The 25,850-nt window shown below is 46.3% G+C and carries 18 protein-coding genes; 3 read left to right on the top strand and 15 right to left on the bottom strand.

Features of this window, described 5'->3' with window-relative positions; genetic code table 11:
• Window positions 1–16 precede the first annotated feature (16 nt).
• From MKY01_RS10960 to MKY01_RS10950, 3 genes are all read right to left on the bottom strand, one after another.
• A complete protein-coding gene (locus MKY01_RS10960; RefSeq protein WP_237176010.1) occupies window positions 17–637 on the bottom strand; it encodes a TraX family protein in 621 nt (206 codons plus the stop codon).
• Between the two features lie 77 nt (window positions 638–714).
• Window positions 715–1,245 (bottom strand): GNAT family N-acetyltransferase, encoded by a 531-nt coding sequence (locus MKY01_RS10955; RefSeq protein ID WP_127544014.1) that lies wholly within the window; start codon window positions 1,243–1,245, stop codon window positions 715–717.
• A 190-nt stretch (window positions 1,246–1,435) separates the two neighbouring features.
• Complete coding sequence (locus MKY01_RS10950; RefSeq protein ID WP_036609525.1) at window positions 1,436–1,909, bottom strand: RbsD/FucU domain-containing protein; 474 nt, start codon at window positions 1,907–1,909, stop codon at window positions 1,436–1,438.
• Window positions 1,910–2,140: 231 nt separating this feature from the next.
• Here MKY01_RS10950 and MKY01_RS10945 point away from each other — a divergent pair, with 231 nt between their 5' ends.
• Window positions 2,141–2,587, top strand: coding sequence for a MarR family transcriptional regulator (locus MKY01_RS10945; protein ID WP_235200756.1), 447 nt, complete (start codon window positions 2,141–2,143; stop codon window positions 2,585–2,587).
• Window positions 2,588–2,617: 30 nt separating this feature from the next.
• The gene (locus MKY01_RS10940; RefSeq protein ID WP_127543857.1) at window positions 2,618–3,961 is read left to right on the top strand and encodes an MFS transporter; all 1,344 of its coding nucleotides are present in this window, start codon (window positions 2,618–2,620) and stop codon (window positions 3,959–3,961) included.
• Between the two features lie 158 nt (window positions 3,962–4,119).
• On the opposite strand, the gene MKY01_RS10935 is transcribed toward MKY01_RS10940, so the two are convergent.
• The 4 genes from MKY01_RS10935 to yicI all read right to left on the bottom strand — a co-directional run bounded on the left by MKY01_RS10935 (window position 4,120) and on the right by yicI (window position 11,879).
• Window positions 4,120–5,421, bottom strand: coding sequence for an MFS transporter (locus tag MKY01_RS10935; RefSeq protein ID WP_127543859.1), 1,302 nt, complete (start codon window positions 5,419–5,421; stop codon window positions 4,120–4,122).
• 82 nt (window positions 5,422–5,503) lie between these two features.
• Window positions 5,504–8,455: a glycoside hydrolase family 3 C-terminal domain-containing protein gene (locus tag MKY01_RS10930; protein WP_339286408.1), complete on the bottom strand. Its 2,952-nt coding sequence runs from the start codon at window positions 8,453–8,455 to the stop codon at window positions 5,504–5,506.
• Window positions 8,456–8,474: 19 nt separating this feature from the next.
• Complete coding sequence (locus MKY01_RS10925; protein ID WP_339286407.1) at window positions 8,475–9,485, bottom strand: phosphotransferase; 1,011 nt, start codon at window positions 9,483–9,485, stop codon at window positions 8,475–8,477.
• Between the two features lie 75 nt (window positions 9,486–9,560).
• Entirely contained in the window at window positions 9,561–11,879 is a 2,319-nt protein-coding gene (gene yicI / locus MKY01_RS10920; RefSeq protein ID WP_339286406.1) for an alpha-xylosidase, read from the bottom strand.
• A gap of 172 nt (window positions 11,880–12,051) precedes the next feature.
• Here yicI and MKY01_RS10915 point away from each other — a divergent pair, with 172 nt between their 5' ends.
• Window positions 12,052–12,972, top strand: coding sequence for an AraC family transcriptional regulator (locus MKY01_RS10915; RefSeq protein ID WP_339286405.1), 921 nt, complete (start codon window positions 12,052–12,054; stop codon window positions 12,970–12,972).
• Window positions 12,973–13,138: 166 nt separating this feature from the next.
• Here MKY01_RS10915 and MKY01_RS10910 read toward each other — a convergent pair whose 3' ends face one another.
• The 8 genes from MKY01_RS10910 to MKY01_RS10875 form a co-directional block, all read right to left on the bottom strand.
• Complete coding sequence (locus MKY01_RS10910) at window positions 13,139–14,059, bottom strand: hypothetical protein (protein ID WP_339286404.1); 921 nt, start codon at window positions 14,057–14,059, stop codon at window positions 13,139–13,141.
• 385 nt (window positions 14,060–14,444) lie between these two features.
• Window positions 14,445–16,304, bottom strand: a complete 1,860-nt coding sequence (locus MKY01_RS10905) for an adenine deaminase C-terminal domain-containing protein (RefSeq protein WP_339286403.1) — start codon at window positions 16,302–16,304, stop codon at window positions 14,445–14,447.
• Between the two features lie 310 nt (window positions 16,305–16,614).
• A complete protein-coding gene (gene helD, locus MKY01_RS10900; RefSeq protein WP_339286402.1) occupies window positions 16,615–18,990 on the bottom strand; it encodes an RNA polymerase recycling motor HelD in 2,376 nt (791 codons plus the stop codon).
• Window positions 18,991–19,234: 244 nt separating this feature from the next.
• Window positions 19,235–19,696 (bottom strand): pyridoxamine 5'-phosphate oxidase family protein, encoded by a 462-nt coding sequence (locus tag MKY01_RS10895; protein WP_164783099.1) that lies wholly within the window; start codon window positions 19,694–19,696, stop codon window positions 19,235–19,237.
• Between the two features lie 319 nt (window positions 19,697–20,015).
• Entirely contained in the window at window positions 20,016–21,083 is a 1,068-nt protein-coding gene (locus MKY01_RS10890) for an aromatic acid exporter family protein (RefSeq protein WP_017689291.1), read from the bottom strand.
• Between the two features lie 300 nt (window positions 21,084–21,383).
• Complete coding sequence (locus MKY01_RS10885; protein ID WP_339286401.1) at window positions 21,384–22,106, bottom strand: HD domain-containing protein; 723 nt, start codon at window positions 22,104–22,106, stop codon at window positions 21,384–21,386.
• A 1-nt stretch (window position 22,107) separates the two neighbouring features.
• Entirely contained in the window at window positions 22,108–23,547 is a 1,440-nt protein-coding gene (locus MKY01_RS10880; RefSeq protein ID WP_282321973.1) for an NAD-dependent malic enzyme, read from the bottom strand.
• A 211-nt stretch (window positions 23,548–23,758) separates the two neighbouring features.
• Window positions 23,759–25,831 carry a beta-galactosidase gene (locus tag MKY01_RS10875; RefSeq protein WP_282321974.1) on the bottom strand — a complete coding sequence of 691 codons (2,073 nt, stop codon included), beginning with the start codon at window positions 25,829–25,831 and terminating at the stop codon, window positions 23,759–23,761.
• Window positions 25,832–25,850 lie beyond the last annotated feature (19 nt).

The following is a 25,850-nucleotide window of genomic DNA, read 5'->3' as shown; positions in this document are numbered from 1 at the left end:
ATTTTCGGATCATTTTTTAGACCCATCGGATAATTGCAATGATGGCAAGATGAGCTGGATAGAAATAACGCCAGACCCAACGTGGCCCCTTCATACGGAATCCCGCCTGGTAATACTGAGCAATAGCAATGCCGGCGGTTGCGAGCACACTATACATTTGCACAGAGCTGTTATGCAGCAGAAGATATAGTGCATTTAACAAGACATGTGCCACGACAAGTACAGGACCCTGGAAATAACGGAATAACAGAACCAATAACAACCCGTACATCCCGTAATCCATTTGGCTAATTTCCATGAACCACCCTGCTCCAATTACAATCGGAATCCCTAGTAGTTTGGATGGCAATTTATCGATAACGAATAATACCAACAGGGCTGACCACAATGTCCACACCACGTTCAGAGAATAATGATTAAACGCAGCCATGAACGGCACCTGTGATATGATCGCAATCCAGAACAGACGCCATATGTATTTTTGTACGTCTCGTGTATGTTTATATCCGATATACACTGCAAAAGCATAGATTGGAAAAGCGATACGACCTATGATCCTCAACTCTATAATATGTGGAAAAAAGACAGCCCCTATATGATCAATTAACATCGTGATCATGGCAATCCACTGCATCATGTTGCGACTCCCCTCCCTTGTTGCCGACGACACAAGTGTGCCATTCATTCATATAGTCCATCTTTTGGAGCAAACTCTTATACATTAAGTTCATAATACATGAATTTGGTATCCTGTGCATATCCTTCGGATTCATATAAAGCTTGCGCTAGCTTGTTACTTAACTCAGTTGAGAGTGATATACGAAGAACTCCTCGCTCAGATGCCAATTGCTTGGCTGCTTGCAAGAGCTTCCTGGCAATGCCTTGCTGACGATAATCCGGATGCACATATAGATCATTAAGCACCCAGACAGGCCCCATCGATACCGAACTAAAACTGGGATATAGCTGAACGAATCCAGTACAAATTAAGCCTTTCGAGAGTGATCTACCGTTACTTTCATCTGTCCCATGATCACTTTCCGCATCTGTTTCTGCTACCAAAATCACCGATTCATGGCCTTCCAATCGTTCTCTAATATACTGACGTGTTGCCTCAATGTCAGCATTTTGGTTGTAGAACATCCTGTACTCATTGAACAAACGTCCCACTTCGTTACTATCAAGAAGACCCGCTTGTCTGATTCGGTGCTGCATTTCACTCAACTCCTCTGGGATGGAGAGCATCGTCTCCTCCTTTGTATTTCTTTCAATTGTAAAACAGTCCTTTCCTTTTCCCCATTCATCATCTGCATCAAAGTTTGTAGTATCTTGAGCAGTGAGATGACGTTCGTTCATGCGCGCTTGTTATATTTACTTCGTATTGGTAAAAATAAAAAGGCGACCAAAGCATCCACTGCTCCGTCGCCGTAATTATTCAGTTCGATTCAGCATTCTGCTGTTCCTGACCAGGATCAGCATCGGGGAAAATGACACCTTTCTTCAAAATAAGATTGGCATATTGCGCTCGCTCACCAGTTGCAACAATCACATAGGCATTCGAAGCGCGTTTATAAAAATCAAATCGCTCTTCATGATCAAAAGCATCCGTGATGCCTTCATATTCTTCAATCAACCGGCGGTAGTCTTCCCATATGATCGGGATCACCTGATCCCCTTTCACAACCTGCATGACAGCAGCGGGACGCTCAGCATAGGTATCCAGTGGATATAATTGCAGGATGGCATCCAGCAGTTCAACAACTCCCAGTGCATCACAACGTACTAATCGCTTGGCATGACTGGCTGCGGGGAAATTGCCATCCGCCAGAACCAACTCGTCTCCATGACCCATTTCGGACATGATTTTGAGTAACTCTGGAGGTATTATTGCGGGTATATTCTTTAGCATACACAGCTCTCCTTGTTCATCTCCAACATCAGTTAGAGCAAATTGGTTTTCTCCATTCTTCAAGCACGCTAGACATCGATTCTATAAAAGCGGTTTCATCCCTATTCTAACAGTATTTTCGGATCATTGCACAGCGCACACGTAAGTTCGATATGAGAATATTTCATTTTGACAAAAATACTTGTTTGACATATAGTTGTTGTAACAACTAATTAATTGGGACATTTTATTATGGAAGCGAGGTCTAGCAATCACATGGACTATACACTGGAACAATCTGTTGGATTCATGCTGGGTTTCACACATCGTAAAGCTGTAGCTTTACTTGCGACAAGATTCAAACCTTATGATATTACGACAGAGCAATTTTCTGTTCTCTTTAATGTTGACCGCGGTGAAGGTGTGAATCAGAAGGAGCTCGCTGCACGTGTCTTCAAAGACCAACCCACCACTGCGCGGATTATTGATCTGCTTGAGAAAAAAGGCTGGGTAGAACGCCGGACCAGTGAACAGGATCGCAGAGCCTATCTGTTATATCTCACCACGGAAGGCAAAGCGTTAATTGATATCCTCGTTCCGATTGAAAGAGAAATGAATAAAGAACTTGCTGAAGGTATATCCGAAGACCAGATGGAAGCATTTAAACATACTCTTTCCCTCATTAACCGCAACTTGTAATGAATCACAACTCAGGGGGAATACATCATCATGAAAGAACAATCTACACAACAAGTTAGACTATGGACCACCGATTTTATACTGCTGATGCTGTGCAACTTCTTGTTGTTCTTGCAACTGCACATGATTGTCTCTCCGCTTCCGTCCTACGTTCAGGAGCGATTTCACGCCAATGCGTTTGAAGTAAGTTTATTCACCTGTCTGTTTGCACTAAGTGCCATTGCAGCCCGTCTCTATTCCGCGAAAGCACTGGAGAAGGGCCTTCGTAACGCCATGATCTATATAGGCCTGTCCGTAGCCCTACTGGCAACGCTCGGCTATTATTTTGCTGCGGGCATAGCTGTACTCTTGTTGCTCAGAATGTTGTTTGGTATCGGGTTTGGTATGAGCAGTACCGCTTTTCCAACGATGGCCTCGGACATTGTGCCCGTCAAACGAATGGGTGAAGGTATGGGTTACTTTGGTCTATCGACTAGCCTTGCTATGTCTATGGGGCCAATCATTGGGGTCACTCTGCTCCAGGGTGCAGGTTTTGTAACCCTGATGTTATGCACTGCGGGTGTGCTCGCTGTGATCTATCCACTGAGTTATTCGCTGACACGCAAAAAAGCAGTCAGAACCGATGACAGTACAACCATCATGCCACAAGCTACAACAAGTGCTTCAGGATCCAACTCGAAACAGAAAATACCTTTCAACCGCAAGCTGATTCTGCCCAGTGTGCTGAATTGCCTATTATCCATCACCTATGGTGGGCTTGTCGGATTCATCGTTTTGTATGGTAAGGAAGCCAATCTGGCCAATCCTGCGCTGTTCTTTTTGTTCAATGCACTCGCCGTGTTATTGGTTAGACCATTTGCAGGACGGATCTATGACAATAAAGGCCCAAAAGCACTGCTCATTCCAGGGGCAATATTCGTTGCTGTCGGCCTCATTCTGCTCTCGTATGCAACCTCCATGTCCCTCCTGTTCATTGCTGCCTTTATCTACGGAATCGGTTATGGTTCCATGCAGTCGTCTCTGCAGACCTGGATGATTCAAGTTGTATCTCCTACTCAACGGGGTATGGCTAATGGTATGTTTTTGAACTCGCTGGATCTGGGTATTGCGACCGGTGCCCTTCTTCTTGGCGCCATTGCGGCCATAACCAGTTATACCGATATGTATCGATATTCCGTGATGTTTATGATTCTGTTCTTGCTTATATATCTGATTCAAGGAAAACGAAGCGGCAGCTTCTCCATTGAACCTCACGCTCTGCTCGCTCATACTCATATCAATGCAACGGAACCACCTCAAGATCAATCCAAGAATTCAGAATCTGGAGCCGGCAATACCGAAACTAGCCAGTCAAATAAAAGCAAACACGAATGATTGGTTAATGTCATTCTGCTCATAGAAACGAGAAACGCGTTTACACCGAGAAAGCAAATTCATCCGCTTTCTTAGGCGTAAACGCGTTTTTTTTGAACAGATCTGGATGTTAAACTTAAGACAGCATGGAAATGAACGCAGCATACAGCACCGTCTATCTAAAATGGACTTTTCTTGCGACCTATGGAAACATACCCTCTACTCGTCTCGATCACATCTATAGATGTTTCATCCTGTTTCTGCTTGCTTCCTGAAGTAGGTTGATCTCCCTTATCCGGCTTAACTGCAAATAAGGTGAGCAATCCGCCCACTGCGCCAGACGCAGCGAGCACACCAAAAAGCAGGAAATGATGAGAACCGATCAACAAAGAAACGACAGGTGGACCGAGAGATACCCCAATGAATCGCATGCTGCTGAACAGAGCCGTGATTGTGCCCCGCTGTTTTTTGTCCACGCCTTCTGTAATCAAGGCATCCAGACATGGTAACGTTGCACCTATTCCGGCACTCCCCAATGTGAAAAGACCTACTACAACATAGATATTATCGAATAAACCTATAACGCCAAGGGATACCGTCAGAAGCGCAAGTCCTGCAAAGCCAAGCCATTTCATTCGCGTTTTGTTCTTCCCAATCCACTTCCCTGCCAAGAAAGAAGACAAACATAACGCTGCCAGCGGAATCGCAAGGACAAGTCCTTTAAGTACACCTTTCAGGGCAAATTCGCTCTCCAGCGTTTCGGATAGATAATATAACACACCAAAGATGACAAACATGCAAATACCGCCGATTGCAAACAACGCATACAACCAGCGTCCCTTTTCTTTTAATACGTCACGAATGGAAGCCACAAATTCCGTAAAGGTGGGAGGCTTTTCTTTTTTCCTAGGAGTCTTCACCAGGAAAATAACAAGAACCAGCGAAAGCACACAAAGGATGGGAATAGCCATGAATGGCGCATACCAGAACCAGACTGCCAGCGCTGCACCCAGAATCGGACTTATGACTTTACCAAACGTATTGGAGGTCTCAATGATACCCAGACTTTTGCTTACTTCATTCTCATCATTAAACATGTCCCCAACCAACGGGATAACAATAGGAAATGCGCCAGCAGCACCTATTCCCTGCAATAACCTGCCACCCAGAATGGTCCAGTAGGCTATGTTTCCGTTCAGCATCCATGCTGCCACACCAGCGACAGCACCTCCGACGGCTGCAATAACGAGGCTGGGAATGATAACTGCTTTTCTGCCAAAACGATCCGACAAGTACCCTGCAAGAGGAATAAGCAGGATGGCAACTACAGCGTAGACTGTAATGAGCATACTGACCTTAAATGCAGATACCTTCAACTCACGTTCAATCTGTGGCAGGATTGGTATAAGCATGGAATTACCCAAGGTCATAATTAAAGGGATGGAAGCAAGTGCGACGAGGTCCCACTTTTTATCGTTCATACCACAACCACCTTTACAGATTCTACACACAACAGCATTATTGTGCTTGTTTCGGAGGTTGATTATTCAGGACATGCTACAACTACAACAATCTAAAGTGCCGTAACGCTGCTCCACCTTTGAAGACAATATATAGCGCATTCACCTTATGTGGCGCCTCAAGCAAACACTGAACTGTTGTCCACTCGATATCTTTCCCATTCACACTGCCTCCAGGTCCAGAAACTTCACACACACCGAGTAGTTCGCCCTCCGCTCCTCCGGAACGAATCTCCAGTCTGCCCTCTTCCCCAAAAGCTGCCACTCTGGCTTCAAATCCTTGTACTTCTTGAACAGCATTATGGTTGAAAGAGATCCAAGACGACTGACCCTCTCGATATAAGGGTTCCTCTGGAGTGATTGCCCGAACTGCCGAACGTCCTTCCAGACATTCATCCAGTAGAACACCTGCACAAGCATCGTAATTCTCGGCAAAGGTAAGCAAGTGCAGCGGACGATCGGGAATCGTCTCACCTTCAATTTCAATATCAGCCGACTGACGTATATCTGTGGAAGAACGCCCTGCCAGAATGGCCCAGGTCGCTGTCTCCAGGCAGTATCGATCTCGGGTAACATCCCATAGCGCAAGCTTCTGAACAGGAACCTCGAAACTTATCGTAACACGCGTCCCTGCTTTGACATGAACACGACGGAAAGCAAGCAGTTGCTTCTGAGCACGTTTCACTCGGGAGGTATATGAAGATCCATAGATCTGTACGACTTCATCACTGTCACGTTCACCTGTATTGTGTACCTCCACTTCAATCTTCAATTGATCTGTGGTGGTGGATTCCTCCGGAGCACTTTGACTTACACGAATCGCTTCGTATTCGAATTCGGAATACGTCAGGCCATGACCAAATGCATATTGAACCGGTCCTTCATGATACATATAGGTCATGCCATTCTGAATGATGTCATAATCCATCATGTCAGGAAGCTGTGATTCGTCTTCATACCAAGTCATATTCAATCTGCCTGCTGGGGCATAATAACCTAACAGCACATCTGCAAGCGCGTTCCCCAATTCCTGACCTGCATGTGTCATATAAACGATTGCGCGGGCCATACCTTTCAACTCCTGCAAGGCAAATGGATAACTGCCCATAATGACAACCACTGTATTGGGATTTGCTTCACACACAGCTTTGACAAGCTCGACCTGACTCGGCGGAAGCAGCAAACTTGGGCGGTCAATTTCTTCTTTGCCGTTGATATATGGGCTGTTGCCAACAACAACGACAGATGCCTGACTGCTACGTGCAGCTTCTACGGCTTGTTGTATTCCGCTGGTCACAATATCAATATTGAATGCAGAAGGTCTCTGTGTATTGCCTGGTGATTGACTTGCGTGTCCAGAGTCACCAATATCATTCGGGTTTGTATCTGTAGCTGTAGTCTGTTCTCCTTGTGGCCGGAGTGGTGATACAGCAGACTGTCCCTGATATTCGTTCAGTCCAACAGGGATACCGTTCCAAGACCGCAAGGTGTTACTTCCATCCGTTAGAGGATCTATACGAACAACTTCCTTCACAAACCAGCCACCAATCTCCGGTGCGTTTGCCTGATATATGCCTTGCTCGGTTAAGCTAACGTATCGATTATTGTTTACACTTCTCAGCGTATGACTTCCCCAACCCCAATCCTGATGTTCAAATTCGGCGGCAGTAGGTGCACTGACTTCCGGTATAGCGACAAGTGTACCTTCCACACCCAAGGTTATAACCTGACCGTCTGTTGTCTTCAGCTGAATACGGTCATTCCCATCCACATAGGTCACGTCTGCTTCAGGTAGGCGATTGCGCAATCCATCTAGGACGGATACTCGATAAGGCAATGTGCCACTGTACCAATCGGTATAGACAATATCTGCAAGTGGCCCAATCACACTGATTTTCTGCAACGCTTCTGCCTGCAAGGGAAGTAATCCATCATTTTGGAGCAAAACAATCGATTCGGCAGCGGCACGATAACTAAGTTTGGCATGTTCCGGTGCACATAATACCGACTCGGGAATAGACGCATATGGATTGAGCCCGGACTGATCGAGTTGTCCAAGTCGCATTCGCACACCAAAGATGTTGCGGATCGCTCTGTCCAAATCAGCTATTTTCAACAGATTCTGGTCAAGAGCCTCCTCCAGAGCAGATACAACAAGATCAACTTCATCTGTAAGACAATCCACTCCTGCCTTCAACGCACCTGCTGCTGATTCGGCATGACTGGTATGATAACCATGATAATTCACCGTCTGTGACAGGTCTCCACCATCACATACAATGAAACCTGGCATCGCCCACTCACCCTTAACCACATCATTCACATATGGACTTTCAATGGCAGGTGTACCATTGATGGAATTGTAAGCTGTCATCATGGACAAGGCTCCACCTTCCACAAATGGTGTCTCAAATGCTTTCAAATAATATTCCCGCAGATTGCGCGGATCAATGCTGGATGAACAATTCAGCCGATCTTTCTCATTATTATTGGCAAAAAAGTGTTTCAATGTCGCGACCATTTTCAGATAAAAAGGGTCATTTCCCTGCATACCTTTGACGAGAGCTGCCGACATTTCTCCCGTGAGGACCGGGTCCTCGCCATATCCCTCTTCCGTTCTGCCCCAGCGTGGGTCACGTTCCAGATCAACCGTTGGTGCCCACAAAGTTAACCCGTGAACTTCAGGATCACGGTGATGATATGCCCTCGCTTCATCGCCAATGACTGAACCAATCTCCCGCATAAGTCTCGTATTCCAGGTACTTGATAGACCGAGCGGTTGTGGAAATACCGTTGCCTCCCCTTTCCATGCAACCCCGTGAGCAGCTTCGCCCCCAACGTTGTAGGCTGGAATGCCCAGTCTTGGTACAGCTGCTTCGCGTGTAGGAATTAGTCTGATCTTCTCCTCCGTTGTCAATCGTGCAATCAGGTCATCCAACCTTTCCTCAAGTGAAAGTGACGCATCCCACATCGGGTATTGATGATGCTCCTTCATCCTTCATTCCCCCTGCGAATTAGTTAAGTCCAAGTTGCTTCCATTGCTCCAGTAAATCCAGCGTGCGCTGGTGATACTTCTGACCATCTTCAGGTTGATTGACCTGATGTTCATGAACGTAGGCATTAAAATACGAAGACAGTATTCGATAGGCAAGCCTGCGTGCCTGTCCTTCAGCGGATGAGTCCAGTGGACGATCATATCCTTCATGAAAAGCTGCTGATTCTGTTGACAATATGGCTTCAAACTCCCTGTCTGCAAACATGGAACGATCTCCGTCGATGATGGCCGCAATGTTTAGCTCACCGTTTTCTACATGAACAAGCACGTTGGCTTCCCACAGGTCATTATGAACGAGTACCGGACGGGTCACTTGATCAAATAAGTCTTTATTTTTGATGAAAATAGCAACGATATCTTCTCCCACACCTGACATATAATTGACTTGTGCCGCTTTAAGTACCGTTTCTTCTGCAAAAGAGTGCAGCACCTCGGACCATTGATCCGATCCTTTAATCGTCCCATCCCCCTGCGGCCAGCCAAACGATGTACCCTCGATCTGATGCATGATGGCGGTATAGGCGCCAAGCTGATGGTACAATCGCTCTTTGTTTATATCTGAAATCGATGCGTGATCCAGCTGCTTACTCGGGATAAACTCCATAAACATGTACGTTCTTGGAATGATCGATCCGCTGTCATCACAAGCGATAATGTTGGGAGCAGGAATGCCTGCGTTACGGTAATATTCATACACAATCGGTTCAGCCGCCATCATCGTACGTTCAAACGAAAATAGGGGATCACTCGCAGAACCAGCCGTCATCTCACCCCGCTCTGGAGCCAAACGTAAAATCACATCCGTATAGGATGTATGTTCAAGGTGAATCCGATAGGTTGTATTAAAAAGTCCACCTTGCAGGAGACCAAACTCCTTCACTTTGGTATCGCTTCCAAAATTAATTTCTACCAGATGATGCAGCATCTCTGCTGATATCGTGCAATGCAAACCGGAATTCATTGTACTCATTTCATTCAATCTCCTATCATCGTAGACAAACAGACGGCACCTTTCGGCACCGTCCTTTTCTTTTACTATATCATTTTACAGTTGGATTGTAAGCGCGCTTGCGCCTGTTGCTGCTGTAACAACAACACCATTTGCACCAGACACTTGGGAACCACCTTCAACGCTGGATACACTTTCAATACCGCGAAGCACGATGTTCCATGGTTTGCCTGCACCTTCAGCACGAACATCCAGCACTGATCCCTTACGTGTAACGTTAACTGTCAGCTCCTGTTCAGCCGCTTGGTTCACAACGACCGCTTGAGCCGTTTGACCATCAGCCAGTTCGAACAAGTGCAAGGACACATCATTCGCAAAGTCGTAATCCGGTTTGCTATCCACCGCACCTACAGCGATCAAGCTGTTTGGTTTGACCATCATTGGCAGTGTTTTGAAGTCATGGTTTTCACTGATCCAGCGTCCACCTTGTACTTTCGCTCCTGTCAGATAGTTCGTCCAAGTTCCTTCAGGCAGGTAGTAACGAACATCGCCTTCCTTGTTGAAGATTGGAGCCACCAAAATCGAATCACCAAACATGTATTGCGTATCCAAGCTGTATGTTGTTGGGTCCTCTGGGAAGTCCAGCAGCATAGCGCGCATCATCGGAATACCTTTTACCGTTGACTCTACCGCAGAATTGTACAGGTACGGCATCAGGCTGATTTTGAGTTTGGTAAAGTCACGAACAACGTCCACGGATTCCTCATCAAACAGCCAAGGCACACGATACGAAGTGCTTCCGTGCAGGCGACTGTGTGAAGATAACAGTCCGAATTGTACCCAACGTTTGTAGACATCAGGGCTCGCTGTGCTTTCAAAACCACTGATATCATGGCTCCAGAATCCGAAACCGGAAAGCCCCAGTGAGAGGCCACCACGAAGTGATTCAGCCATGGATTCATACGTGGAAGAACAGTCACCGCCCCAGTGAACCGGGAACTGTTGACCACCTGCTGTTGCAGAGCGTGCAAACAGGGCAGCTTCGTTTTTGCCAATCTTCTCTTCAAGCAATTCAAATACAGCTTTGTTATAGAGCTGTGTATAATAGTTGTGCATTTTAACGGGATCAGAACCATCGAAGTACACAACATCTGTCGGAATTCTTTCGCCGAAGTCGGTCTTGAAGGAATCTACACCTTGATCCAGCAGGACTTCCAGCTTGCTCTTATACCAGTTCACAGCATCCGGATTTGTGAAATCAACCAGAGCCATACCTGCTTGCCACATATCCCATTGCCATACGCTGCCATCCGCTGTTTTCACCAGATAACCGTTCTCCATACCTTCATCGAACAAGTATGATTTTTCTGCAATATATGGATTGATCCAAGCACAGATTTTAAGCCCCTTTTCTTTCAGACGTGCAAGCATGCCTTCCGGATCAGGGAACATCGCTTCATCCCATACAAAATCAGACCATTGGTATTCCTTCATCCAGAAGCAGTCAAAATGGAATACAGACAGCGGAAGATCACGTTCAGCCATGCCATCTACGAAATGATTAACCGTTGCTTCATCATAATCCGTTGTGAATGATGTTGTCAGCCACAGACCAAAAGTCCATGCCGGTGGAAGCGCCGGTTTACCTGTTAATTTCGTATAATTATCAAGTACATCCTTTGGATTGTCACCGCCGATAATGAAGTACTCCAACGTCTCGCCTTCTACGCTGAACTGAACTTTAGATACATTCTCGGATGCAATCTCATACGATACGCGTTCAGGATGGTTTACAAATACGCCATATCCTTTATTGGACAAATAAAACGGAATGTTTTTATAGGACTGCTCACTGCTTGTACCGCCGTCCTCATTCCAGGTATCGACGATTTGACCATTCTTAACAAACGGTGTGAAGCGCTCACCGAGTCCGTAAACGTATTCACCAATACCTAGATCAAGCTGCTCCCGGAAGTACGCTTCCTTGCTTGGACCTGTAATATAACCGGCAGCTCTTTGACCGCTACCTGTAATCCGTTTTCCTCCATATAGGAAGCTAACGTCCCAACCGTTTGTTTTGTCGATTTGAACTTCCAGGTTGCCACTTTTCAAAACTGCGCCTTGTTCATTTTTTGAGATGTCAACGTTCGCATCTTGCGTGTTAAGCTCAAATACAGGCCCTTTTTTCACTCCGCCTTTATGATGATTCAAGGTTACACGAATAACGTTAGGCATTGGTGAGCTGTACGTTGCTTTCAGCAATGTACCGTTCAACGTGTCGCCTTTGCTGCGAATATATTTAGTTGCCGCATATACGGTCACAGAATTATCTTTTTGCACAATATCACGAATGTCAGTCGGGTTTTGAATCTGGTACCCTTCACGAGTCATCCAGAATCCATCAGTAAATTTCATGTTTTCTTTCCCCCTTTGGTTATATTATAATAATATTGATATTAATAACGAATTTCTTCTCTTATTTTGACCAAATATATCACGATTTTGATAATAAACATCCGATTCTTGAACATCATCACCAATCTATGGAAACGATTACATTAATAATGATACAAAAGGAGAATCTGATATGGAACGTGAACGATTACGGGAAGACCGGATTCACGGCAATGCCATGTATCCCGTCAGTGTGTACCCAGATATTCAACAACTGAACGGGGATAGCATTCTCGATTGCCACTGGCATGATGAGATGGAGTTCACCATGGTTACTCAGGGCTGCGCCGTCTTTCAAATTGATATGAACACCATTGAGGTTCAAGCTGGAGAAGCCATTTTCATCAATCGAGGTGAGATTCATGCGGGGTATCTGAAGGGCGATGTGCCCTGCATATTCTCTTCCATTGTATTTAATCCCGAACTGCTTGGCAGCCGTGCCTTCGATACGGTCCAAGAGAAATTCATCGGTCCACTGGTACGCAAAACGGTGATTCCCCCCAGTCATATCAAGGCAGATGAGAACTGGGGACAAGAAATTCTGGATCTCCTGAAACGTATATTTGCAGACCATGCTGGCCGAACCGAAACATGTGAAATGTCAACGAAAGCCTACCTGTACCTCATATTTGCCCGAATGTTCGAACATATGAGACCTGCTCCGCTCAAAGGCACTGTAGCTACAGGCAGTCATGACAAGGTAGAGCGCCTGAAATCCGTGCTCAGTTATATTCACAAACGGTATCCTGAACCATTAAAGCTGAAAGAACTGGCCGATGAGGCCAATATGAGTGAAGGGCACTTCTGTCGTTTCTTCAAACAAATGGTGCAGAAAACACCTGTTGATTACATTAACTATTACCGTGTTCAGCAGGCCTGCGTTCAGCTTGAGAATACAGATCACAAGATTGTTGATATCGCCATGGATGTGGGTTTCGAGCATCTAAGCTACTTCATCACTACATTTAAAAAGCATAAAGCCACTACACCTTCACAGTATCGCAAAATGTTCTATGAGAACGTAAGAATGGAGTCTGCCCTGGTTCAGGTGTAAAAGAAGAAGGTGCTCACAGCTATTCAGCTGCAAACACCTTCTTTATCTTCTTTATCAACTTTCCAGCCAATGAATAAGATAACGCTCTGATCTGAGCCACACTGGCTCAGTTAGAACTCATCTCATTCGCTGCTATCAGCCTTACGCTTTGAAGCTTAACAGTTTCTCACTTTTTCAGTGTCTTCCATGAAGTGTACTCATGTACGGAGAAACCGTTAAAGGACGCATGTACTGAAGCCATTTTTTCGACCAATTTTAATTGTGCTTCCATATAAGCAGATCCCTCTTCATAAAAAGTAATGAAGTCACCTTCCTTACTTTGCTTTGTTTCCACGGCGATTGAGATCGTCTTGCCAAGCAGAGCTGCTTCCGCAAGTTCATCCTTCGCTACACTATAGATTGCAGCAGCTGTATCGCGGTAAGCCATAATGGTGATGGAATCAAACTTGCGAATCATCCAACTGCTTACGGCCATCGTGGAACCCGGAATTTTGTAGTTATCGAGCCAGAAAGGCAGATCAGCCGCTACCGGCATTTTCATCCGTGATGCTCGCTCAACAATGTACTCCACATTGCCTTGCCACTGGGTAATTACACTGGCTTGATTGATTTTCCATTGCGGGTGCACATGTGGCTCAATATCCAGATGAATACCAGCAAACTTCTCATTAGGCAATGCCTGCGCCTGATATGCCTCGATCCAGTCCAGGAAAGAAGCAATCTGTTCCCGACTTTCCGTCAATCCCCACGCTGATCTTCCATCCATGACGTCAACCGCAATGTTCTTGGCTCTGGCCTGACGGATAAAACTTTTATAATCAGGAATTTTTACATCCCGGTTCATCTGCAGATAGATCGTATTGATCTTATTCGCTGTAGCGTAATTTAACACCTCTTGAGGATTGCTTCGAATCTGGGTTGTGTCCCACACCCACGTCGCTCTTACCGGCACATCAAGGTTACCATGAATCGTTTCATAACTATCCACAGAACCAATGGCAACGGCTTTCGAAGAACAGGCTGTACTCGCACACAAGATCAAACAACTCAGTAATAAGATAAAACGGTAACCCCTTTTGCTTTTCATATTTGTACACTCCCTCTGAAGTTATCAGCTCTGACGTGCAAATCTGGATGAAATTGTGTCGTTTCATATTCATTTAATGGATACTTATTAGGTACGACGAATTCGGATTGCTTTTATATGCAATATCATCTTTAAGACTTACGACGAAAGAATCATATAACTATATTTCGGGAATTCGTAGTTCTGTATGTATAGTTCAAAAGTCACAATTATTTATTATTTTCAAATTCAATCCTTATTCCAGCAAGACTTCAGTCATTATTGCCATATGTACACCAAGCTCCAGAAGACCTAGAAAGCGTTTTCTCTCAAAACACACCAAAAAACCGCCCTAAGGCGGCTTTATATGGAACCCTATTTAATGATGCCTAGTCGACATTTCCGTTCATTCATTACCCGATGGAGCTACAGGTGTATTATCAACCACTTCATCGAAAAGAGACACCAGTTCAATACCTTCTGCCGAGATCCGCACAAGCCCCTTGTCGGACAAACGTAATTCTGGAATCACAACCAGCGCGAGCAACGAAAGCGTCATGAACGCATTATTCAACGTACATCCTGCGGACTGTAAAGCTTCACTGACTGCTGCCGATTGGGCTGCAACGACTTCAAAAGATTCGGTTGACATCAAACCTGCAATCCGTAGCGGGAATTCGGTTACCCCTGTTGCCGTTACCACGGCCACCCCGCCCTGCATACGAATTACGCGATTGCCGGCTTCAGCCATTAATGCATCATCATTACCGATAATCAACAGGTTGTGACTATCATGAGCAACTGTCATCGCAATCGCTGCAGGTGATGTGAAGCCGATGCCTCCAACAAGCGCTACCGCTCGATTCCCGGTTTGTTTGTGACGCTCCAATACCGCAATTTTGCATACTTCCCCTGAAGTTGAAACCACAACCTTGCCGTTCTCTACGGTAACAGGCAGGTGTTTCTCCTTTGTATCCACATGGTTCTCTGTCACATGAATGATTTTGGCACCAATGATCCCCTCTTGAATCGGCGCAGCCAACTCCAAATCTACTGGCTGAATATTAGCTTCTAACTTCACCGTGTTCAGCGCTTCCTCAGGGTACGTGAAGCTGTCCCAGACCGCCGTCATTTTCCCATTCTCAGCTACAACTTGCCCGGCAGCAATCGTCATGCCCACACGTACATCCGCCAACCGGCCGTCCAGCAGAATAATATCAGCTATATTGCCCGGAATAATCGCACCAATGTCGCGCGCAACACCAAAGCGCTCAGCCGTGTTAATGGTTGCCATCTGAAAAGCCGTAACCGGCTTCACCCCTTGGGAGATTGCGAGACGAACAACAAAATCCATATGTCCTTCTTTGAGCAGCGATTCAGAGCTTCGGTCATCGGTCACCAGCATCATCCGGCGTGTATCCAGACCAAGCTCAGTGCAGGCTTTGATCGTCTCAGCCACATCATGCCATGCTGAACCTTGGCGCATCTTCGCGTACATCCCGAGTCGCAGACGTTCAACCACATCTTCCTTGGTCACACATTCATGATCCCCTGTAACACCACTCGCTGCGTAGGCTGGCAGACGCCAGTCATCTGCAGCCCAGGTGAAATGACCGTCTGCCACTTTACCTGCCCGGAGCGTTGCCTGTATCTCACCGATCATCGTCTCATCCCCATAGACCACTCCAGGGAAGTTCATCACTTCACCAAGACCAATCATGTCCGGACCCCAGGAAAGAGCCTCAGCTACCTCTTCAGGCCCGATATAAGCACCTGTTGTCTCTAGTCCCGGATGCGTGGAAGGCACACAGGAAGCCACCTGCATATAAGCTGCCATGGGTGTGGTCCGCGCTTCATCCAGCATCAGTCTCAGACCTTTCAGACCAAGCACGTTAGAGATCTCATGAGGGTCAAAGAAACCTCCGGTCGTGCCTGAAGGCAATACCGCTCTCGCAAACTCGGTTACTTTCATCTGTGTACTTTCGATATGGCAGTGTCCATCCAGCAGACCAGGAGCGATATACTTACCGTTTGCTTCAATAATCCGCGTATGTTCTCCGATAGTGTGGCTTACATCTTTACCGACATAAGCGATTCGAGCTCCCTGTACAGCTATGGACATCTCAGGCAAAATCTCACCCGATATCACGTTTACCAGCGTACCTCCCCGAATGACCAAAGTCGCTGGCAAATCTCCCCGTGCTGTAGCGACCAGATCCGGTACACAATCGGCCATAAGTGGCCGTTCAAAAGATGATTTGTTCATTTTGTTGCCTCCTTTAATAAACGATCCAAAAAAAATATATTGTTACGATTATATGAGTCCGGACTTCATGTGTAAAGAAAAATCACATCGATTGTGCTTAAATACAAATTATGCAGACGTATTTATCCACGGGACCCAATCCTTACGAATTCACGTTAGGTATTTTTATCAATACGATCACCTATATGGCTGTAACCTCATCACGTATAATTCCCTCGCTAAGCTAGCTTCTTCCCGATATATGTATCATATACAGAAAAACTCCCGTTCCATTGAACGGAAGCCTTCTTCATGCATATGAAGTGTTATGTCAGTCCACTTGCGCAGCAGACACCTTGCCAAGATCATACTGTTCTTCCGACTGGGCGGTAATGAACGGACTCGGTGTGCCCACGCAGTAAACGTGCAGCAGATGCATCGCTCGTGTGCAAGCAGTATAGAACAACTTGCGTTCATGCTCCTGAGCATACTGCTCCGCAGAGCCATCATAGATCAGGACAGCATCGAATTCCACACCTTTAGCCAGATACGCCGGGATCACATGAACACCCTGCTCAAAAGCCAGCGTCGTTTTTTTGATTAACTTCGGTGCTGTGGGCAGCACCTTACTTAATGCAGCATGTACGTCTCTGCTCTCTTCGGCGGTTTTGCAGATAACTGCAACCGATTCGTACCCTTCCTTAATCAAGTGCTTGAGGTCTGTCGTGATGACATTCATATGACGCTCTGAATCAGAAGAAACGATCACTTTAGGTTTCTCACCACTGCGGTTAAATGGAATAATCTCTTCCCCACCAGGCACCATGCCACGTGTAAACTCCACGATCTCCCGGGTAGATCGATAACTTCTGGTCAGCTCAATGACTTCCGTGTTGTCTGGTCCGTACAGGTTAGTCAAAGGTCCTGTTCCACTAAGTACTGAAGAGTGGGCATAGATTGCCTGATTAAAGTCACCAAGTGCTGTTATTTTCGCCCGTGGGAACAATCTCTTCATAAATGCCAACTGAAACGCGGAATAATCCTGGGCTTCATCAATAATGACATGACGAATATTCGAGTTAATATGGAATCCAAGCATAAGCTCACGCAAGTACAAGTATGGCGTAATATCTTCATATGCCAACTCCTGAAGCTTCAATCTGCGTAAAGTCATCTTACAGATTTCATCCCATTGAGCAGGTAGCACTTCGTCACCCAGCAATCGCTCCATCTGAGCCTGATCGTTGAATAGATGTGCATATAATTGTCTTATATCAACGAATCGTAAGGACTTAATCCATTTTCGCAACGGTTTGAGTCGGTCACTGACCACCATACGTGCCAGAATCCCTCTTTCCTGCTCAAAGTCATTAAACGTATGGGTCTTTCCTTTTTGCTTGCGCTTCAACCGTTGATACGCACGTTGCAGATCCTCCGGCTCCATCAGATCAAGCTGCTGATCAACCCAAGGCGCATCCAGTTCACCTTTACCAAAGGCAGACAGTTCTTTCAGCATCCAGTCCCGTAACATCTCCAGTCGACTCACCAGCTTAACGGATGACTCGAAGCTGTAGAATTTCTCAGCCATAGCCTCTGACGTGACAATCGCTCGGCCCTGGAAGCGAACCGGCTTGAATTTCATGCCACCTGACAACATACTTTCCTTATAACGTGTAATAACCTTGAGGAACGTTTCGGACGACTTGAAGCGAATGCTGGACATGCGAACATCGTAATCGGGATCTTCCGTCCCCGTAAGTACATATTCAAGCTGAATAAACGGATCTTCCAGTTGATATTCACGACCCAAACGGCGCTCCAGATACTCCTGGAAGGTCGTTTGCAACATGTTTTCCTCCCCAAGCTCAGGCAGTACCGTGGAGACATAACTGTTGAACATTGGATTTGGTGAAAAAAGAACCATCTGATCCGCTTGCAGATGCTCGCGGTATTTATAAAGAAGATATGCCACACGCTGGAGCGCCGCGGATGTTTTGCCACTGCCGGCTGCGCCTTGCACAATGAGCATACGTGTCCGGTCATTACGGATAATCCGGTTTTGCTCCTTCTGAATGGTCGCTACAATACTCTTCATCTGTGCATCCGAAGTTCGACTGAGCACGGCCTGCAACAACTCATCACCAATCGTGACCCCTGTGTCAAACATAAACCGGATACGACCATCCCGAATAACAAACTGTCGCTTCATCTCTATATCACCGCTGATCTCCCCACTGGGTGTATGATACGTGATTGGACCCGGTGCTCCGTCATAATACAGGTTGGAGATTGGCGCACGCCAGTCGTAGACCAGAAAAGATTCTTCCTTCTCATCCAGCAACGATGCAATGCCGAGATAAATGTGTTCTGCATTTGGATATCCATCTTCCTTAAAATCAATGCGTCCAAAATACGGTGAATGATGCAGTCGTTTCATTTTATCCAACGCAGCCGCTGTATTGAGATGGCTACGCTCCCGATCGGACAATACCTGTGACTGCTGCCGCATGCTGGTAGAAGTCTCCCCAACATCATCCGCTTCGCTAAAGTTCATCGTGACTTCGTCCCAGAAGTCTTTTCTCATGCCAACCACTTCGTCACGGAAGGAACCAACTTCATCTTCCAGCGTTGTGATCTTGCGTTCAATCTGATCGGTCACGGTGTTGACCCGTTGTTGTTCCTCATTCCATTGCTGATCTGTACTCATATGTTAATAGCCCCTCTTTCCCCGGATTGTGTCCTCAAAATCCCATTTGACAAGCCCGAAAAGGCAATGGTATAATTATTAGAAAGTAAACATTTTAATTATATGTTAATTAGTTCTAATTTTCTGAAAACCATTTTTTATTGTACCAGTGACAACGTCCCGATGCAAGCGGAGGCGTTTTTTGTTGTTTTCTTCTTCATTATTACCCAACCACCGGGTCCTCAACTGACTTAGCTACTCCTGGCTATTTTCGTAATTCTTCAATCGTCTCTTTCCAACGTGTAATTGCTCCAAGTTCATCTGCTAATTGAAAGGTTATTCCTGAAGTGATCTCCGCATATGGCGCGTGATCCACACGTACCTGAAGGACTTGTGCTTCAAAACGATCTCTCGGATGAACAGCCCCCCTAATCTCAGGTAACCGTTCTACTTCTATACGGATATGCAACAATCGATGTCCTTGAACCGCAATCAAGGTAGCCTTGCCTGTTTTGCTCATGTTCATACTGGTCTGTGTACCTTGCCATAGAGCCAGTCTAAGCTGATGCGGATTTATCGCAATCACTTCCCCCATACTAATCATCGCCTGATGCGGCCACTGATCCTCAGATACAGTTAGCAGTTGCATGGCTTCATGCTGTTTATGCTCCAGATTTGTCCCACTCAACCATTCCATTAGTTCAGCGTCTAATTCCTCTATAATCATGTCTCTATCCCTCAGTTCGTTAATATTCATTCATGCCCTTCAGCCCTATGTATGACAAAACAACCCGGACACGATTGTCCGGGCTATGTTGTAACTACATTGTATATGATCGCCAAGCAGGTGCGCAATTCGCACTTAGAGAGGTTGTTCAAAAAGTCCGCTTTTGATTACGAAGGATGCCTAACGGCATCATCAGCATCGAATATGAAATTCAGCCGAAATGTCCGTTGCTCACGTAGTTTTTCCTACGCTCCGCTACTCCATTTCTATCTTCATTCCATCTTCTCGGTACTGAAAACCAGCCTTTTTGAACTCGTACTTAAGGCCACTTAAGCCAATTCAAAATTTTGTCCTGTGATTCTTTGTCTTCACTGGCGCTATGCACATGTTCGGCAAGTCGATTCAAACGTTCCAGTTGATATCCATAATCATAAATGGCAGCAGCCACGATGGACAATCGTAACATCCCTTCCTTGTCGATATCAAACTGGGTGATCGCCTGCTCCATGAAACGGTCATTATCCAATACAAACTGTGCGGCCTCTTCCCCATTAGGCTTCAGCTTATCCTCGAACTTGAGCAGTGCATGCTCATGGAATTTGATAACCAGTTCAAGATGTGAGTCAAAAAACTGATCCATGGCCGTTGTCCGCGGTGCCTGGAAATAGTGGCGTTCCACCGAATCCAGCACCTCGTACCCTTTTTGCAAACTCAGCAGCATTTGTTTGTAGACCACCATCTGACGAGTTTCGCTGAATTTCGAACGTTTCATCTTTTTCTGTTCCTCTTCGAACAAGTTATACTTGTCGGACAAAGACTTAATGGAACCGCCCAGGTTGCTTTTCTCCTCCCGGAATACAACTTCCTTGATCTCATCCGAGATCGAAGTTCGCAGAAGCAACGACATACCGCTGAATACACTATGGATCTGCTTCACGAACTGAACCTTCGGTTTCGGAGGAAATACCGTAATGTTGATGAGAAACGCCGATACAATACCAACCAGTGTCAACAGAAAACGATTGAGTGCAAAATGCCAGTCACCCGAGGCTTCCATAATGGATACAACCGTGACCAGTGTCAGGCCAACCGTCTCACCCATATTCAATTTAAGACAGATCATGATGACAAGTACAATAATTAATCCAACGGCGATTGGCTCATTGGACAACACCATGCCCCCCACCAGGGCGACAATAGCTCCCAGCGTGGTCGTTTGCAATTGATCCAGGAAGTATTTCCAGGAACGATAGATGGAAGGCTGCATGGCGAATATAGCCGCGATTGCGGCAGGCACGGGAGATTGCGGGTTCAAGAACAGGCTGCTTAGGTACAAGGCAAGCGTGACCGCGATTCCCGTCTTAAGTACACGCGCACCAAACGACATGGTGATGACCCCTCCTCTTTACCGAACCTGAAATTTTACATTTGATAATCATGTTCATTATTACCCCATATTTCTTTTTTTGCCTGAATTCATTCAGGAGAACGATTTATTGTACCATGTAAGGTCTTCCGTTGCCATGTCATAAGTCAGAGGTATTGTGAAATTGATTCCTTTATGTATGTTAATACACATTATTAACCCAAAAAGAAGCAAATCTTCAAAATGGATTTTCGCCACTTCAAAGATTCGCCTCTGTTACTAATTATACCTCTGTGGAATACTCATGCTTATTATGCCTGCCTAACGGTCCGTGCCCTCCCATTCCCTTTTGAACTGGTCCACAAACTGCACCATATAATCATGACGCTGTTCCGCCAGCTCCTTGCCATAGGAGGTATTCATCAGATCCTTGAGCTTGAACAACTTCTCGTAAAAGTGATTTATCGTTGTGCTGCGCCCATTGCGATATTCCTCACGGGTCATCTGCTCCCGTGGGGGAAGGGACGGATCGTACATCTCGCGCCCTCTGGCGCCTGAAAAGGCAAAGGTTCGCGCGATCCCAATCGCACCCAATGCATCCAGTCGATCCGCATCCTGTACAACCTGTGCTTCAAGCGAGCTGACTGCAGGACGCTGTCCTCCCGCATATGAGATGGTGCTAATAATACCCACAACCTTATTACGTATATCCGGGTCAAGAGGCTGGGTATCCAGCCAGTCATTCAGTTTGGCCATCCCGGCTTCCAAGCTCTCATTCAGCTTCTCATCCGGTACATCATGTAATAATGCAGCCAGTTCGCAGACAAATGGATCTGCACCCATACGGTGAGCGAGTTCAACCGTAAGTGCGGTTACCCGTTCAATGTGCGGCCAGTCATGACCATCACTATGCTTGGATGAGTCCCCTTGAACAAAGGATCGGGCGGCGCGCAGAACAGCCTCTCCTGCCGTTATTCCATCTATATTATGCATGTGCCCTAATTCTTGCAGATTCCCACCAGGTTGAAGAGGGTTCTCTGACATCTTACGATTCCCCGCCTTCACGGGCCTGTTCACGAGGAATACGTCGAGCTACACCCGTCTTAACAGCTGCTTCAATTACGCGACTGCGCATCGATTTGACTACTTTATCATTGAACACACTCGGAATAATGTAATAACGTGTACGCTCTTCGTCCGTAATGGCCGAAGCAATCGCTTGAGCGGCTGCCAGCTTCATTTCTTCATTAATTTCGGTGGCTCGGCAATCCAGAACTGCCCTGAAGATGCCCGGGAAACATAACACATTGTTAATCTGATTCGGATAATCGGATCGTCCTGTTGCCATTACAGCCACAATGTCTTCCACCAAGGCAGGCATAATCTCAGGCACCGGGTTTGCCATTGCAAACACGATTGGATCTTCTGCCATGGTCTGTACATCTTCGCGAGTTAACAGATTCCCGCGGGATAGGCCAATGAACACATCGGCTCCACGAATGACATCACGCAGCGAACCAGTCTCCAGTTCGGGATTAGTACGAGCTGCATAATCACTCCAGACTTCATTCTCATAGGTTTGTGTCCGTACAATTGCACCCTCACGATCGACACCTATAAGCCGGCTGGCTCCCGCGGACAATAATATATTGCTGCACGCTACACCTGCTGCACCGATGCCACAGACCACAATCTTCACATCTTCAATGGACTTGCCCACCAGTTTGAGCGCATTGATCAGACCAGCATATAACACAACCGCTGTGCCATGCTGGTCATCATGAAATACAGGAATGTCCAATTCCTCATTCAGACGACGTTCAATTTCGAAACAACGCGGTGACGAGATATCCTCCAGATTAATGCCGCCAAAACCAGGTGATATCGCTTTCACAGTACGTATGATTTCCTCGGTATCCTGTGTATCCAGGCAGATTGGGAAAGCATCCACACCAGCAAACTGTTTGAATAACATCGCTTTACCTTCCATGACAGGCATCGCTGCACGAGGCCCAATATTACCAAGCCCAAGCACTGCACTGCCATCAGATACGACGGCCACTGTATTCCGTTTAATTGTCAATGAGAAGGCTTTGCCGGGTTCTTCTGAAATGGCTGAACATACACGAGCCACATCCGGAGTGTACACACGTGACAGATCTTCCCGGTTTTGAATCGGGGTCTTTGGTGTTACTTCGATCTTACCGCCCAGATGAAGAAGGAACGTCCGATCCGATACATTAATAATGGACACACCTTTGAGCTGGCGCACCCCTTCTATAATTTTACTGTTATCTTGTGCATCTGTAACTGCGACCGTCAAGTCGCGCACGCTTACATCCTGATTGGTGGAAATCACGTCGATGGCAATGATGTCTCCCCCAGCTTCCGAGATGACCGAAGCCACTTCGCCAAACTTGATATCCTTAGTTGTCATTTCCAGTCGAATAATAATGCTGTTACCATCCAGATTTCTTTGATTCATTTCCATTCCTCCCAGACTGAAAGTCTTGAGTTACATGTTACGTGTTTGTCTTCGCTACGCGGACACGTTTATCCTTTATCTTGTCCAGAAAAAGTGGTTCAACAGCCAAATGCATAAAATAAAAAAGATGCCCTGAACACCAATGCAGGCGTTCAGGGCACTCTTTGTCTAATTACTAACTTCATTTATTTAGTAACATATAGAATCTACATTATTTCCGGGCAACCGGTCTGCGCAGAACACAAATGTCATATGGCTTCAAGCTGAGACTTGCTTCCACAGCATCACCACTGAGCAGATCGGTATAGGACTGTCCATCTAGTTCAATCAGCTTCTCATCTGGCGTGTAGTTCTGTACAAACACATAATCTGCTGTACCATCTGTACGCGTATGTGCCGTTGTTCCGGCAGGCAGCTCAGTTTCAAGTCCACGCTCAATGTTCAGGTCAGCGATTAGCTTCGCATAGAAATCATCATAGAATGGTGCTTTCAGACGTGTCGCTACGTAATATGCTTTTCCTGAACCCAACTGGTTAACCGTCAATGCCGGACGTCCGGCATAGAAGTCAGAACGGTACGTAGCCAGGGACTTCGCGCCTTCGAGATGAATCAGATCACACAGTTCAATTGCATCATACGCTGTATTGAGCTGAAGCTCATTGCCCTTCTCAGGGATAATTCCGTTCAGATCACGATCATGCAGTCCGTCAATTTCCTCGGACCAGATGCCAAGTGTCTTACGCAGCGGGCCTGGGAATCCACCCAGGAAACACAGATCGTTTTCGTTAACAATACCAGACCAGTAAGTTGCTACAAACGTACCACCTTGTTCTACAAACTTCTCAATACGTTCCCCGACACCTTCACGTACCAGATAGAGCATTGGAGCAATCAGCAACTTATACTTGGACAGATCTGCATCCATATCAATAACGTCTACAGCGACTCCCTTTTTCCAAAACGCTTCATAATGCTCTTCCACCGTCTGCTCATACTTCACACCGATATTACGCGGACCCTGGGAATCATTAACGGCCCAACGGTTTTCCCAATCAAATATGATTGCAACTTCTGCCGGAACCGCTGTTCCTACAATAGCTTCCATGCCTTCAAGAGCCGTTCCTACGTCGGTGACATCTTGGAACACTCGAGTGTGTTCCGTTCCTACGTGGTCTACCACCGCACCATGAAGTTTCTCACTGGACCCACGGCTTTTTCTCCACTGGAAGTACTGAACACTATCGGAGCCGTGTGCCACAGCCTGGAGAGAAGAGAGCAGATGCATGCCAGGTTTCTTCAGTTTGCTGACATCTTGCCAATTCGTCGAACTTGGAGTACTCTCCATCAGCAAGAACGGCTGACCACCTTTGATGGAACGAACGATATCATGCATCATCGCGATACGTGATGCCTGTTTCGCATCGTCATTTGCATCATGCCAAGTCGGATAACTGTCCCAAGAGAGGAAATCCAGAATATCAGCGAACTTCCAATAGTTCAGACCGCCATAGAATTCCATCAGGTTGGTTGTGACTGGCAGATCAGGATTCTGAGCTTTTAATGGTTTCGTTTCATGCACGATAAAATCAGCTGTCTGATCCGTAACGAAACGGCGCCAGTCCAGATTCATTGCGTGTACCTGTGTCTCACCGTGTGGCGCCGGAGATTCCACTTGACTCCAGTCTGTAACCGTATGGCTCCAGAATGTGGTCCACCACGAATGATTCAGTTCATCGAGTGTTTTATACTTCTTCTGAACCCAACCACGGAATGCTTCCTGACAATAATCACAATGACAGTCTCCGCCGAACTCGTTCGAGATATGCCAGCCAATTACAGCCGGATGATCCGAATAACGTTCTGCCAGTTTTGTGTTGATCGCAGTAACCTTCTCACGGTATACCGGGGAAGTATAACAGTGGTTGTGACGGAAACCATGCAGATTGCGGACACGCTTCTCGGATACACGGAGCACTTCCGGGTACTTCGCGGACATCCAAGCAGGTCTGGCACCACTTGGTGTAGCGAGGAATGCATAGATACCGTTTGCTGCAAAACGATCCAACACCTGATCCAGCCATTCAAACGTGTATACGCCCTCTTCCGGCTCAAGGGATACCCACGAGAAGATACCAATGGACATCACGTTACACTTGGCAAGCTTCATCAAGCGAATATCTTCTTCCAGAACTTCAGGATAGCGGAGCCATTGCTCCGGGTTATAGTCTGCGCCATGCAACATGTGCGGGGCTTTGGAACTTACAGGTGGAAATTTGTATGTCATAAGGACAACTCCCTTGCTT

It is taken from the genome of Paenibacillus sp. FSL R5-0486 (assembly GCF_037975155.1).
GTDB lineage: Bacteria > Bacillota > Bacilli > Paenibacillales > Paenibacillaceae > Paenibacillus > Paenibacillus amylolyticus.
The sequence above is the reverse complement of the archived record's forward strand: the minus strand, read 5'-3'. Positions and strand labels throughout refer to the sequence as shown.